This is a genomic window from Zavarzinia sp. CC-PAN008 (genome assembly GCF_051903925.1).
GTDB lineage: Bacteria > Pseudomonadota > Alphaproteobacteria > Zavarziniales > Zavarziniaceae.
Window position 1 is genome coordinate 1,301,295 of sequence record NZ_CP173678.1, and the last position, 13,543, is coordinate 1,314,837.

Annotated in this window: 9 protein-coding genes; 7 read left to right on the forward strand and 2 right to left on the reverse strand. The window is 70.0% G+C overall.

The genetic code is table 11. From position 1 onward, the window contains the following. The first annotated feature begins 161 nt into the window (after positions 1 to 161). The 6 genes from ACI6GS_RS06270 (at position 162) to ACI6GS_RS06295 (ending at position 10,486) form a co-directional block, all read left to right on the forward strand. A complete protein-coding gene (locus tag ACI6GS_RS06270; RefSeq protein WP_439816927.1) occupies positions 162 to 1,085 on the forward strand; it encodes a DMT family transporter in 924 nt (307 codons plus the stop codon). A gap of 111 nt (positions 1,086 to 1,196) precedes the next feature. After that, the gene (locus ACI6GS_RS06275; protein ID WP_439816928.1) at positions 1,197 to 6,005 is read left to right on the forward strand and encodes an NAD-glutamate dehydrogenase; all 4,809 of its coding nucleotides are present in this window, start codon (positions 1,197 to 1,199) and stop codon (positions 6,003 to 6,005) included. A gap of 266 nt (positions 6,006 to 6,271) precedes the next feature. Beyond that, positions 6,272 to 7,096 (forward strand): hypothetical protein, encoded by an 825-nt coding sequence (locus ACI6GS_RS06280; RefSeq protein ID WP_439816929.1) that lies wholly within the window; start codon positions 6,272 to 6,274, stop codon positions 7,094 to 7,096. Positions 7,097 to 7,219: 123 nt separating this feature from the next. Continuing rightward, positions 7,220 to 8,068 carry a TauD/TfdA dioxygenase family protein gene (locus ACI6GS_RS06285; protein WP_439816930.1) on the forward strand — a complete coding sequence of 283 codons (849 nt, stop codon included), beginning with the start codon at positions 7,220 to 7,222 and terminating at the stop codon, positions 8,066 to 8,068. A 245-nt stretch (positions 8,069 to 8,313) separates the two neighbouring features. Beyond that, positions 8,314 to 9,474, forward strand: coding sequence for a phytanoyl-CoA dioxygenase family protein (locus ACI6GS_RS06290; protein WP_439816931.1), 1,161 nt, complete (start codon positions 8,314 to 8,316; stop codon positions 9,472 to 9,474). Positions 9,475 to 9,547: 73 nt separating this feature from the next. Continuing rightward, complete coding sequence (locus ACI6GS_RS06295) at positions 9,548 to 10,486, forward strand: homocysteine S-methyltransferase family protein (protein ID WP_439816932.1); 939 nt, start codon at positions 9,548 to 9,550, stop codon at positions 10,484 to 10,486. A gap of 16 nt (positions 10,487 to 10,502) precedes the next feature. Here ACI6GS_RS06295 and ACI6GS_RS06300 read toward each other — a convergent pair whose 3' ends face one another. Both ACI6GS_RS06300 and ACI6GS_RS06305 read right to left on the reverse strand, forming a co-directional pair. Next, positions 10,503 to 11,534 (reverse strand): MaoC family dehydratase, encoded by a 1,032-nt coding sequence (locus ACI6GS_RS06300; RefSeq protein ID WP_439816933.1) that lies wholly within the window; start codon positions 11,532 to 11,534, stop codon positions 10,503 to 10,505. 176 nt (positions 11,535 to 11,710) lie between these two features. Next, entirely contained in the window at positions 11,711 to 12,586 is an 876-nt protein-coding gene (locus tag ACI6GS_RS06305) for an HpcH/HpaI aldolase/citrate lyase family protein (protein WP_439816934.1), read from the reverse strand. A gap of 101 nt (positions 12,587 to 12,687) precedes the next feature. Here ACI6GS_RS06305 and pdxY point away from each other — a divergent pair, with 101 nt between their 5' ends. After that, positions 12,688 to 13,536 (forward strand): pyridoxal kinase PdxY, encoded by an 849-nt coding sequence (gene pdxY, locus ACI6GS_RS06310; protein WP_439816935.1) that lies wholly within the window; start codon positions 12,688 to 12,690, stop codon positions 13,534 to 13,536. The last annotated feature ends 7 nt before the right edge of the window (positions 13,537 to 13,543 follow it).

A 13,543-nucleotide genomic window follows, 5' to 3' on the forward strand; every position in this document is an offset into this window, starting at 1 on the left:
GGTGCAGATGGGGCATGACATTATCGCGGTGCGCGCCGTCGCGCCGCGGCCCCTAGACTGCGGCCATGGACGGACGAGATGCCAATGCAACCCGTGGCAACGGGCTGGATAGCGAAGGGCTGGCGCTTGCCTTGGCCGGACTGAGAGCCGAGCAGCGGGCCTTGGCGGGTACTGAAAGCGGGCCGGTCGCGGCGCCGGGGGTCGGCCCAGCCGCACCGCTGGCTGCCAAGCCCCTGTGGCTGAAGGCGGCGCCCTTCCTGTTCCTGCTGATGTGGTCGTCGGGGTTTCCGTTCCTGGCCATCGCGCAGCAGTACACGACGCCACTGACCTTCCTCAGCCTGCGCTATGCCCTGGTGTTCCTGGTCCTGGTGCCGCTGACGGCGATCCTGCGCCCGGCCTGGCCGCGAAGGCTGGCCGATTTCGGCCACCTGGCGGTGGTCGGGGTGCTGATCCAGGTGATCTATTTCGCCTTCAGCTACATGGCCTTCCAGTATGGCGCGTCGGTCGGCGCGATCGCACTGATCTGTTCGCTGCAGCCGATCCTGGTCGCCGCCCTGGCGCCCATGCTGGCGCGCGAGCGGGTGCCGGTCACGCGCTGGGCCGGCCTATGCCTGGGCCTGGCGGGGGCGGTTGCCGTGATCCTGGCGCGCTCCACGGTCGAGGCGACAAGCCTGGTCGGCCTGGCCTGCGCCGGCATCGCGGTGTCCGGCATCACGCTGGGCACGCTGTACGAGAAGCGCTTCGGCGGGACCCAGCACCCGGTGATGGCCAACCTGATCCAGTATGCCGTGGGCTTTGTCGTGACCCTGCCGCTGGCGCTGCTGCTGGAGCCGTTCCAGGTGCAGTGGACCTGGGCGCTGATCGGCGTGCTGGTCTACCTGTCGATCGGCAATTCGCTGATCTCGATCAGCCTGCTGCTGGCGATGGTCAAGGCGGGGGAGGCGTCCCGCGTCTCGGCCCTGTTCTTCCTGATCCCGCCCGTGGTCGCGGTCATGGCCTGGGGCCTGCTGGGCGAGACGATGCCCCTGCTGGCCTGGCCCGGGATCCTGCTGGCTGCCTTGGGCGTCTACCTGGCGACGCGCTGACGTCGCGCGACCGTGCATCGGCGTGATGGCGGTCGTCTTTTGCTGGTCACGGCGCTGGTCTAGGCTTGGTCAAGCCCCGAAGTGGGCACCGAGGACCAGGAAGGATGCGTCATGACCCAGGGCGTCAAGGCAGCCGAGGCCGCGCGCGTGCACCTCGAACAGGCGCGGGAGATCGCGACCGGTCGGCTGGCTGAGGTTGGGGCGAACGGCTTCGCCGCCTTCCTGGAGGAGTACTACCGCAACGCCCTGCCGGACGACGTCCTGGCCCGCACGCCAGAGGCGCTGGTCGCGGCGGCACTCGGTCATTGGCGCTTCATTCAGGTGCGCGAGGCGGGGCATCCACGCATCCGCGTGTTCAACCCGCGGCTGGAGACAGACGGCTGGCATTCCTCCCACACCGTGATCGAGACGGTGTGCGACGACATGCCGTTTCTCCTCGACTCGATCCTGGCGGAGATGAGCCGGGCAGGACGCGCAGTGCACCTTGTCCTGCACCCGATCATCGCCATCCGCCGCGATGGCGCGGGCGCCTGTACCGGCCTGGGCGGCGAGGGCGCGCGACCGGAATCGCTGGTCCATGTCGAGGTCGACGAGGAAAGCTCGGCCGAGGGACGCGCCGCGCTGGAGACGGCCCTGCGCCGCATCCTGGCCGATGTCCAGGTGGCGGTCGCCGATTGGCGCGCCATGCTGGACAAGGTCCACGCGATCTGTGGCGAGTTGGACGCGACGACGGCCGGCGATCCGGCAGAGCGGGCGGAGGCGCGGGCCTTCCTGGAATGGCTGGCGGACGACCACTTCACCCTGCTGGGCTATCGCTACTACGCGCGCCGGGCCGACGGCACGATGGGCGCGGTCGAGGGGCTGGGCCTGATGCGCGATCCCGATCGCCACGTCCTGGCCCTGGGCCTGGCGGGGGAAGGGGCGCAGTCGGGCGACGCGGTGCACCACTTCCACAACCTACCTGGCCTGGTCCTGGCGACCAAGGGCAATGTCCGCTCGACCGTGCATCGCCGGGTTCACCTGGACTTCATCGGGATCAAGCAGCTGGACGCCGGCGGTGCCGTGGTCGGTGAGCACCGCCTGGTGGGCCTGTTCACCTCCACCGCCTATGCGACGCCTGTGCGCAAGGTGCCGCTGCTGCGGGCCAAGGCCAATGCCGTGCTGGCCCGCGCCGGCTTCCGCCCGCAGAGCCATGACGGCAAGGCGCTGGCCGCGGCGCTGGAGGCCTATCCCCGCGACGAGCTGTTCCAGATCGAGGAGGAGCAGCTTTTCGCCTTCGCCACCGAGATGGTGCGCCTGGGCGAGCGGCCGCGTACCCGCCTGCTGCTGCGCCGCGATCCGTTCGGACGCTTCGTCTCGGCCTTGGTCTTCGTGCCACGCGACCGCTTCGACACCAGCCTGCGCATCAGGATCGAGGCGATCCTGGTGCGGGCCTATGGCGTGCATGTCAGCGCCCGCACGACCGAGATCGGGGCCGGCGACCTGGCCCGCCTGCACCTGATCATCAAGGCGACGCCGGGCGAGAAGACCGATGTCGACGACGACGCGGTCGAGGCGGAGATCAAGGCCGCGACCCGCAACTGGTCGGACGAACTGGCCCAGCTGCTGGTCGACCGCTTCGGCGAGGACGAGGGCATTGCCCGGCACAGGCGGTGGGGCGCCGGCTTTGCCCAGGCCTATCGCGACGCCTTCGTCCCCGCGCTGGCCGTGGGCGATGTCGACCGCCTGGAGAATGTGGGCCGGGGACTGTCGCCGCATGTGGTGCGGCGGCTGGAGGATCCAGACCAGGTCATCCGCATCAAGCTCTATACCCAGGGCCAGCCCATCGTCCTGTCCGACATCCTGCCCCTGCTGGAGCACCTGGGCCTGAAGGTGCTGGAGGAAACCTCCTACGAGGTGGTGCCCCACAACCCCGATGGGCGGACGGGGCCGCCCGTTCATATCCACGAATTCCGCGTTGCCGATTCCGGGCGCCAGGCGATCAACCTGGGCGAGGCGGGCGGCCGCATCGCCGAGTCGCTGGAATACCTGTGGGCGGGCGCGCTGGAGGACGACAGCCTGAACCGGCTGGTGCTGCATGCGGGACTGGACTGGCGCGCGCTGACCCTGTTGCGGGCGCTGGCGCGCTACCTGCGGCAGGTCGGCATCCCCTACAGCCAGGACTACATGGCGACGACGCTGGGCAACCATCCGGGCATCGTGCGCGACCTGGTCGCGCTGTTCGCCGCCCGCCTGGACCCGGCCTTTCCCGGGGATCGCGGGCCGGCGGAGGAGGCGCTGCTGCTGGTCATCAACGCGGCCCTGGACAAGGTCGCCAGCCTGGACGAGGACCGCATCCTGCGGCGCTTCCTGAACCTGATCCAGGCGACTCTGCGCACCAATTTCTATCAGCGCGACGAGGCGGGGAGCGCCCGCCCCGCGCTGTCCCTGAAGCTGGATTCGCGGGCCGTCACCGACCTGCCGGCGCCGCGCCCCGCGGTCGAGGTGTTCGTCTATTCCCCGCGGGTGGAGGCGATCCACCTGCGCGGGGGCAAGGTGGCCCGCGGCGGCATCCGCTGGTCCGACCGGCGGGAGGATTTCCGGACGGAGATCCTGGGCCTGCTGAAGGCGCAGATGGTCAAGAACGCGGTGATCGTGCCGACGGGGGCCAAGGGCGGCTTCTTCCCCAAGAACCTGCCGGCCGAGGGCGGGCGCGAGGCGATCCAGGCGGAGGCCATCGCCTGCTACCAGACCTTCATCCGCGCCTTGCTCGACATCACCGACAACCTGGGCCCCGATGGCGCCGTGATCCCGCCCCGGCAGGTGACGCGGCGCGACGGCGACGACCCCTATCTTGTGGTGGCGGCGGACAAGGGCACGGCCACCTTTTCCGACATCGCCAACGCGATCTCCATCGACTACGGCTTCTGGCTGGGTGATGCCTTCGCCTCGGGCGGTTCGGCCGGCTATGACCACAAGGCGATGGGCATCACGGCGCGTGGCGCCTGGATCGCGGTCGAACGGCACTTCCTGGAACTGGGCAAGGTGATCGCCCGCGACAGCTTCACCTGCGTGGGCGTGGGCGACATGTCGGGCGACGTGTTCGGCAACGGCATGCTGCTGAGCCGGACGGTCAAGCTGGTCGCGGCCTTCAACCACATGCACATCTTCCTGGATCCCGACCCCGATCCGGAACGGTCGTTCGCGGAGCGACAGCGCCTGTTCAACCTGCCCCGCTCGACCTGGGCGGACTACGACGCGACGCTGATCTCGGCGGGTGGCGGCATTTATCCGCGCAGCCTGAAGGCGATCCCGCTGACGCCGGAGGTCCGTGCCCTGACCGGCCTGCAGGACGACAAGGTGAGCCCGTCCGACCTGATCCGCGCCCTGCTCCAGGCGCCGGTGGACCTGCTCTGGCTGGGTGGCATCGGCACCTATGTCAAGGGTGCGGCCGAGAGCAATGCCGAGGTCGGCGACCGCGCCAACGACGTGCTGCGCATCAATGGCAGCGAGGTGCGCGCCCGGATAGTGGGCGAGGGCGCCAACCTGGGCTTCACCCAGCGCGCGCGGATCGACTACGCGCGGGCGGGCGGACGCATCAATACCGACGCGATCGACAATTCGGCCGGCGTCGACTGTTCCGACCACGAGGTCAACATCAAGATCCTGCTCAACGCCATCTGTGCCGAGGGCGACCTGACCACCAAGCAGCGCGACGTCCTGCTGGCGGAGATGACGGAGGAAGTGGCCGACCTGGTCCTGCGCGACAACTACATGCAGACCCAGGCGATCAGCGTGATCCAGGCACGCGGCTCCGCCGCCCTGGATGCGGAGGGGCGCCTGATGCGCCTGCTGGAGCGCGAGGGGCGCCTGGACCGCGCGGTGGAGGTGCTGCCCGATCAGGCCGGCATGGATGCGCTGGCCCAGGCCAAGCAGGGGCTGACCCGGCCGGAACTGGCGGTCCTGCTGGCCTATGGCAAGACTTCGCTCAACGAGGCGCTGCTGGAGGGCGACGCGCCGGACGATGCGTTCTTCGAAAGCGACCTGGCGCGCTATTTCCCCAAGCCGCTGCGCAAGCGCTTCCCCCAGGCGATCGCGCGTCATCGTCTGCGGCGCGAGATCATCTCCACCCAGATCGCCAATTCCATCGTCAACTGGGTCGGCCCCACCTTCGTCAGCCGCATCCAGGAGGCGACGGGCTTTGACGCCTCCACCATCGCGCGGGCCTATGTGACGACGCGCGGCGTGTTCGACCTGCGCCCGTTCTGGACGGCGGTCGGCGACCTGGATGGCAAGGTGCCCGCCGCCCTGCAATACCGCCTGCTGCTGGACAGCGTCGAACTGGTGCGGCGCGCCACCATGTGGTTCCTGCACAATGTCGCGCAGCCGATGGACGTGGCGCAGACGCTGGCGCTCTATGCCCCGGCCGTTCAGGAATTGCGGGACGGGCTGCCCAACCTGCTGCCCGAGCCCGCGGCGGAGGCGCTGGAGGCGCGGGCCTATGCCCTGACCAAGGAGGGGGTGACGGCGCGCACCGCGCGTATGGCCGCCAGCTTTGGCCCATTGCAGGCAGCCGCGGACGTCGTCCTGGCGGCGCAGCAGGCGCAGCGTCCGCTGGCCGATGTCGCCCATGTCTTCTATGGCCTGGGGGGTGCCCTGCGCCTCAACACCCTGCGCGAGGCGGCGCTGGCGATGCAGCCGGCCGACCATTGGGAACGGCTGGCCCTGACCGCGGTGGTGGACGACCTGTTCGCGCAGCAACGGGCGCTGACCGTCTCGGCCCTGCAGCGCAATGGCGGGCTGGACGGCTGGCTGGACGCCAACGCTGCGGCCATTGCCCGCGCGGTGCAGATCGTGGACGAGATCCAGGGCTCGGGCGGCCTCAGCCTGGCCAAGCTGGGCTTTGCCAGCCGCCATATCCGGGGCCAACTCGGCCCCTGAGCCTGCTCTGCTCCCTCCCCCGTCGTTTGCGACGGGGGCGGACGAAATTGGGGGGGACCGGGAGGGCGCTGGGGGGTTGTTCACCCCCCCGGTCCAGACAGGCGCGCCCTGGCGGGGGACCTTTAAGCGCCTGTCATCCTGTCGCTTGCGGGTGATCCCTGGCAGGATCACCAGGCCGGCGGTGCCGGCTGCATGCTCTGTTCGACAGGCAAAGGATCGCGCGGATCGGCCCCGGACACCAATTAAGCTTCGTTCAGGTTCCCGCCATGTGGGCGGCGACGTGGCTTGGCCGTCTCCTGCTGCTGGCGCTTGGCCTGGTTCCGGCCATGGCGCTGGCCCAGCCTGCGGCGGAGCCCGCCTGGTCGGCCACGACACTGGGCCTGACGGGGGCTGGGGCGGCGGCCAATGCCGCGGATCCCCTGGCCCTTGCCGACAATCCGGCGGCCCTGGCCCAGTTCGACCGTCCCGCCGTGGCGCTGTCCGGCGGAGCGGCGGGTGCAGCCCACGCGGCCGGCGTGACGGGTGCCGCGGTCCTGCCCGTGGCGACGCGCCTGCGCCTGGGGCTGGCGGCGGCATGGGCCGAACATGACGGTGGCGGCAATGTTCTGCGATCGCCCGTTCGGCCGGCATTGGGCATCGCGCTGGCACCGTCCCTTGCCGTGGGGCTGGGAGCCATCGTCGACAACGACGTGGCCGGGGCCAGCCTGGGGGTGCAATGGCAGCCGACCAGCACCGCGCGCGGCGGGCTGGCCTGGCATCAGGCGACAGGCCGGGCGGCTCAGGTCATCGCCCTGGGCGGTGCCGTTGAGATGCGGCCCGACCTCGCCCTGCATGCGGGCCTGTCCTGGCGGCAGGCCGGTGGCGGCGATGCCCTGGACGCCGCGGCCGGGCTGGAATGGCGGCGCGGCCTGAGCTGGGCGCTGCGCGCGGGAATGCGGCTGGACACCCTGGACCCGACCGCCGCGGGGATCGCGGCGGGCCTGTCCTGGCGGCCGGTGCAGCAGCTGGACCTGGGCCTGGCCTGGCAGGTGGGCCTGGGCGCGCGGCAGGACGGGGATCGCGCCCTGCTGCAGCTGACCCTGCGCTTCTGACCCCGGGCTTCTGACCCCGGGCTTCTGACCCCGGGCTTCTGGCGTCGCTTCTGGCCGGGCGGGTCTTTCCCCTCTGCCGAACTGCGTTCAGACTGGCGCGCACAAGAACAGGCGGGGGGAAACATGCTGACCGTGACGCCGGAAAAGGCTGCCTGCGGGGCGACGATCCGTGGCGTGGACCTTTCAGCGCCGCTCGATCCGCAGGACGTGGCCGTGATCCGCCGGGCCTGGACGACCTATGGCGTCGTCACGTTCGAGGACCAGGCCTTGAGCGACGACGACCTGGAGCGGGTGACCCAGGCCTTTGGTCCGCTGGGCGACGATCCCTTCATCGCCTCGATCCCGGGCCGCGCGCACGTCATCGCGGTGCAGCGCGCGGCGGAGGAGACGGCACCGATCTTTGCCGAGAACTGGCACAGCGACTGGAGCTTCAAGCCCGTCCCGCCGGCCGGTACCTGCCTCTATGGCATTGTCTGCCCGCCCAGCGGCGGCGACACCTTGTTCGCCAACCAGCAGCTGGCCTGGGCGCGCATGCCGGACGCGCTGAAGGCACGGGTGGGCAGCCTGACCGCGATCCATTCCGCGCGGCGCGGCTATGCCCCCAGCGGGATGTACGGCCAAACGGACGTGAAGCGGGCCATGGTCTTCCGCCCCTCGGTCGAGGCGGAGAAGACGCAAAGGCATCCCCTGGTCCGCCCGCACCCGGAGACGGGGACGATGGGTCTGTTCGGCTGTGCCGGCTACATCATCGACCTGGAGGAGGCGGACGGCAGCCCGGTGCCGGACATGGAGGCGCTGCTGCTCGAACTCCTGGCCTGGCAGACGCGGGAGGAGTTCGTCTTCGCCCGGTCCTGGCGCGCCGGCATGCTGGTCATGTGGGACAACCGCATGGTCCTGCACCGCGCCACCGGCGGCTACGAAGGCCACGCCCGGCGCCTGCACCGCACGACCATCGCCGAACGCACCCACTGACGGCGGGGGGGCACCTGATGCTTCGAGACGCCGGCCTGATGGCCGGCTCCTCAGCATGACGCCGTTGTTCTTATTGGGAAATTACAACGGGCGTCATCCTGAGGAGGCCTGCAAGGCCGTCTCGAAGGATGTTGATGCGACGGCCAGGGCAGAACCAGTCTGTCATTCCGCCGGTCTTGAGGTCTAGGATCCACAACGACCGGCCCGCCCTTGCGGGACAGAAGGCCGGCGGACGGAGGATGCCCATGCAGAAGCACGTGAAGCCGCCACAGGTCGACTACGGGTCCGAACAGGCGGCGATGGAGCGCTACCTGGCGGAGGGCCATGCCCGGGCGATGGCCCTGGACAATCGTGGCCCCTTGCGCTTCACGCCCGACGGCCGCATCCATCCCGACATCCTGGACAGCTACGGGCGCCACGGCTTCTACATCCTGGAAGGCGTGTTCGGCCCGCAGGAACTGGCCGAGATCGAGGCCGACGTGCTCGACATCCTGGAGCGCCTGCCCGTCGGCCGCACCGCCACGGTCGATGCGCATGGGCGACCGGCACTGGGTATCGACTGCGCCGTCTCTCCTTTCCATTGGTCGAAGCCGCTGGGCGACCCGGCGGGCGGCACGTCCTTCGCCGACGGCCGCCACCCGGTCAAGATGTTCGAGCCCAAGCCCGCCGAGGATGCGCCGGAGGAGGCGGTCTACCTGATGCTGGGCACGCTCCAGTTCTCGGAGGCGACCTTGCGCGCCTATGCCCATCCGGGCCTGCTGGCCATGGCGGCGGCGGTCAATGGGGACGACTTCGTCCCCTATAACGAGGCGTACTTCATCAAGGAGCCGGGCCTGGGTGCCTCCGTCGCCTGGCACCAGGACGGCGTCAGCGGCTGGGCCCGGCCCGACTGGGACCAGGGCACGCACGGCTTCAACTTCATGGGCCAGATCTATGGCTCGACCGCCGCCAACGGCGTCTGGGTCGTGCCCGGCACCCATGCGCAGGGCCGCGTCGACATCAAGGCGATGGTGGCGGCGGCCGGGACCGAGCGTCTGCCCCAGGCTGTGCCCATCGTCTGTGCCCCCGGCGACGTCTGCATCACCAACCGGCAGGCGCTGCACGGCTCCTTCGCCAATACCAGCCCCGACTGGCGCATCACGGTGAACTTCGGCTTCAACCGCCGCGCCTCCGTCGTCGGCGCCAGCGTCAACAACGGCCCGAAGTCGCCGTCCACCTACACGGACGCGGTCGTCGACAAGCGGGCGGAGATGATCGGCCTTGCCATCGACGCCCGCGCCCAGCGCTTCCCGGACGAAGTGCCGTTCGTCTACCACCCCCACGCAAAGGCCGGCCGCACCTTCCGCTGGGACGACGCGGCCCGCGCCGCGATCCGCGACTACAACCTCCTCGACCTGCGGACCTGATCCCGGCGCGATTCCGCCTTGCCCGGCGGGCCCGCTGCGCCATTGTGGAGCGGTCGGCAATCGGGAGGCCGGAATGGACACGCGTTTTCTGGTGCTGGATGGCGGCATGGGGCGGGAGCTGGAGCGGCGCGGGGCGCCGTTCCGCCAGCCCGAATGGTCGGCCCTGGCCCTGATCGAGGGGCCGGAGCACGTGACCGCGGTGCATGAGGATTTCATCCGCGCCGGGGCCGGCCTGATCACCACCAACTCCTACGCCCTGGTCCCCTTCCACCTGGGGGCGGAGGTGTTCGACCGCGACGGTTCAGCCCTTGCCGCGTTGTCTGGGCGCCTGGCGCGCGAGGCTGCCGATCGGGCCGGGGCGCCGGTTCTGGTGGCGGGTTCTCTCCCGCCGGTCATGGGGTCCTACCGCCCTGACCTGTTCGATGCGACGGAGGCGCGGCGGGTGCTCGACGTCCTGGTGGCGGCCCTCTCGCCCCATGTCGACCTGTGGCTGGCCGAGACGCAGAGCTCGATCGCCGAAGCCGCCGTCTCCCGCGCCGCCGTGGGCAGCGAGGAACGGCCCTTCTGGGTTTCCTTCACGCTGGAGGATCGCGGCGGCGTCCGCGCCGCCCTGGCGGGGGGCGAGCCGCACCTGCGCTCGGGCGAGAGCGTGGCGGAGGCTGCCCGCGCGGCCCGCGACATGGGGGCCCAGGGCCTGCTCTTCAATTGCAGCCTGGCGGAAGTGATGGAGCCCGCCATCCGCATCGCACGCGCCACCCTCGGCGACCATCCCCTGGCATCCGGCATTGGCGTCTATGCCAATGCCTTCGAGCCCAAGCCGGCGCCCGACGTGGAACTGCGCGCCAATGCCAGCCTCAACAGCATGCGCGCCGACCTCGACGCCGGCGACTATGCCGCCCTCGTCCAGCGCTGGCTTGAGGCGGGGGCAACGCGCCTCGGCGGCTGCTGCGGCATCGGCCCGGCCCACATCGCCGCCGTCCACGACACGGTCGGCCGCTTCCACTGCGACTGAAGCGGCCGCACCCCGTTCAGCGGGGCAGGAGCGCCCAGTAGTCGAGGTCGAGGACGACCTGGTCGCCGCTCGCAGGGTGCTCGGCGCAGGGCAGGTTCTTGGTCGCATAGGTGCGCAGGCGCAGCGCGCCGACATCCGCGCGGCCTGGCAGTTCGGCCCTCTCCAGAACCTCGGTCCAGGCAAAGATCGTGTCGCCGGCGAAGGTGGGCGCCGCGTGGCGCCCGGCATTGATCCCGGCCAGCAGCCAGGCATTGCCCAGGCCGTTGAAGCTGTGCGCCCGCGCCAGCGAGATGATGTGCCCGCCATAGATCAGGCGCCGGCCGAAGCGGCCCCTGGCCTCGGTAAACTGGTTGAAATGCACCTTGGCCGTGTTCTGGTAGAGGCGGGTCGCCATCGCGTGCTCCGCCTCCTCGATCGTCATGCCGTCGACATGGTCGATCTTCTCCCCCGCCGCATAGTCGCCCCAGCGATGGGGGGAGGCGGACAGCGCGGCATCGAAGCCCGCGGGGGCAAAGCCGGGCGGCACGAACAGCTCCGCCGGCTTCAGTGCTGCTTCCAGCTTGGGCACCGTCGCCTCGGGCGCCGGCGATGCCTCGTCCCGCTTGCGCACCATGACCCAGCGGACATAGTCGAGCACGACCTCGTCCCGCTGGTTGACGCCGGTAGAGCGGACCCAGACCGTGCCCGTCTGCTTGTTCGAGTTCTCCTTGACCCCGATCACGGTGGAGGTGGTGGAGAGCGTATCGCCGGCCTGGACCCGCGCCAGGAAGCGGCACTCGGCATAGCCCAGGTTGGCGACCGCGTTGAGCGAGATTTCCGGCACCGTCTTGCCGAAGACGATGTGGAAGACCAGCAGGTCGTCGACGGGCGCCGCCGCCAGCCCGACGCTCTGCGCGAACGTCGTCGCCGACTGCAGGGCGAAGCGGCTGCCGGTCAGCGCGACATAGAGTGCGATGTCGCCCTCCGTCACCGTGCGCGGCGTGCCGTGCACGATCTCCTGCCCGACGGCAAAATCCTCGAAATAGTTGCCAGGCCAAGCCTTGGTCATGCTGGCGTCCCTTGGAACGAGATGGGTTTTGTTCGAATAGGCTGTTTTCAATCCCCCCTACGTCCCCCGGTTTATCCGGGGGACCCATGAACCGACCATCAAGCCCGCGGGGCGGTTACGCCATGGGTGCCCCGGATGAACCGGGGCACGTAGGTTGGTGAGGCGTTGACCGCCCCTCAACCCGCGCGGGATGCGATGGCGTCGTGCAGGGCGAGGGTGCGCTGGGCGGCGGCGACGTGCAGGTTCTCGACCAGCTTGCCGTCCACGACGACCACCGCCTTGCCCTCCTTCTGGGCCTCGGCAAAGCCCTCGATGATGCGGCGCGCCGATGTCACCTCGGCCTCGCTGGGGGCAAAGACCTCGTTGCAGGGCGCCACCTGGCTGGGATGGATCAGGGTCTTGCCGTCGAAGCCCATTTCCAGGCCCTGGACGCAGGTGGCGCGGAAGCCCTCCGCATCGTCCAGGCCCAGATAGACGCCGTCGAGCACGGTCAGCCCTTCGGCCCGCGCGGCCAGGATGCAGGTACCAAGCGCCACCAGCATGGGCAGGCGCATCGGCGTGTGCCGTGCGTGCAGGTCCTTGGTCAGGTCGGACGTGCCCATGACGAAGCAGGTCAGGCGCGGCGTCGCCGCCGCGATCTCGGCCGCCGCCAGGATCGCGCGCGGTGTCTCCATCATCGCCCACAGGCAAGGGAACTCGGGCGCCCCCAGGGCCTCCAGCCGGGTTTCGACGTCCTGGAGCTGGGCGGCACTCTCGACCTTGGGCACCAGGATCGCGTCGCAGCCGGACTTCGCCGCCATTTCCAGGTCGGCAATGCCCCAGGGCGTGTCGAGCGCGTTGATGCGCACGATCAGTTCGCGATGGCCATAGCCGCCTTGCGCCAGTGCCTCGGCGACCTGCTTGCGCGCGACGTCCTTGGAATCGGGCGACACCGCATCCTCAAGGTCCAGGATCACGGCATCGGCCGGCAGGGTCCGGGCCTTGTCCATTGCCCGGGCATTGAAGCCCGGCATGTAGAGCACGCTGCGCCGTGGACGGTCTTTGCGGATCATGCCGCTCCTCTTCATTGAGCCGTTCTGTCGGGTTTGCTTGGCCCATCCCGCCGCACTGGCTAAGGTCGGGCCTGACGATTTTCAGCGGAATGTGCACGCGAATGGTTGTGCTGTCGATCCAGTCCCAGGTGGTTGCCGGCCATGTCGGCAATTCCGCTGCAGTCTTCGCCTTGCAACGCCTGGGTTACGAGGTCTGGGCCCTGCCCACCGTCCTGTTCTCGAACCATCCCGGCCATGGCAGCTTCACGGGCGAGGCGGTTGCGGTCGAGAAGCTGGAGCTCCTGCTCCAGGGGCTGCAGGCACGCGGCCAGCTGGCCCAGGTGACGGGCGTGCTGACCGGCTACATGGGCACGCTTGCGCATGGCCGCTTCGCGCTGAAGGCGCTTGAGGCGGTGCGCGCCGCAAACCCGGACGCGATCGACCTGTGCGACCCCGTGATGGGCGATTCGGACGGCCTCTATGTCAAGGAGGAACTGACCGGCTTCTTCGCGAGCGAGGCGCTGCCACGCGCCGACGTCGCAACGCCCAACCATTTCGAGTTCGAGATCCTGGCCGGCGAGAAGATCGACAGTGTGGCCGCCGCGATCGCCGCCGCGGAGCGGATCCGCGCGCGGGGGCCGAAGCGCCTGGTCGTCACCTCGTTCCGGCGGGCGGATGCGCCGGCCGACGTGGTCGAGACCCTGTCGGTCGAGGAGGGCGGCGCCTGGCTGGCCGCGGCACCGAAGCTGGCCCGCGTGCCGAACGGCTCCGGCGACCTGTTCGCGGCCCTGCTGCTGGGCTTTCTCCTGCGTGGGACCAAGCTGCCCTTCGCGACCGAGCGGGCGGTGGGCGGGACCTGGCAGATCCTGGAAGCCAGCGTCGCACGGGGCCTGGACGAACTGGCCCTGATCCCCGCGCAGGATCGCCTGGACGGCCCGCGCGGCGAGATCACCCTGAGCCGAGTGGTCTGACCGCGCA

Coding starts and splice junctions, on each gene's coding strand:
- ACI6GS_RS06300 (WP_439816933.1), bottom strand. CDS start 11,534: ATGACCAAGGCTTGGCCTGGCAACTATTTCGAGGATTTTGCCGTCGGG.
- ACI6GS_RS06290 (WP_439816931.1), top strand. CDS start 8,314: ATGCAGAAGCACGTGAAGCCGCCACAGGTCGACTACGGGTCCGAACAG.
- ACI6GS_RS06275 (WP_439816928.1), top strand. CDS start 1,197: ATGACCCAGGGCGTCAAGGCAGCCGAGGCCGCGCGCGTGCACCTCGAA.
- ACI6GS_RS06295 (WP_439816932.1), top strand. CDS start 9,548: ATGGACACGCGTTTTCTGGTGCTGGATGGCGGCATGGGGCGGGAGCTG.
- ACI6GS_RS06285 (WP_439816930.1), top strand. CDS start 7,220: ATGCTGACCGTGACGCCGGAAAAGGCTGCCTGCGGGGCGACGATCCGT.
- ACI6GS_RS06305 (WP_439816934.1), bottom strand. CDS start 12,586: ATGATCCGCAAAGACCGTCCACGGCGCAGCGTGCTCTACATGCCGGGC.
- ACI6GS_RS06280 (WP_439816929.1), top strand. CDS start 6,272: ATGTGGGCGGCGACGTGGCTTGGCCGTCTCCTGCTGCTGGCGCTTGGC.
- pdxY (WP_439816935.1), top strand. CDS start 12,688: ATGGTTGTGCTGTCGATCCAGTCCCAGGTGGTTGCCGGCCATGTCGGC.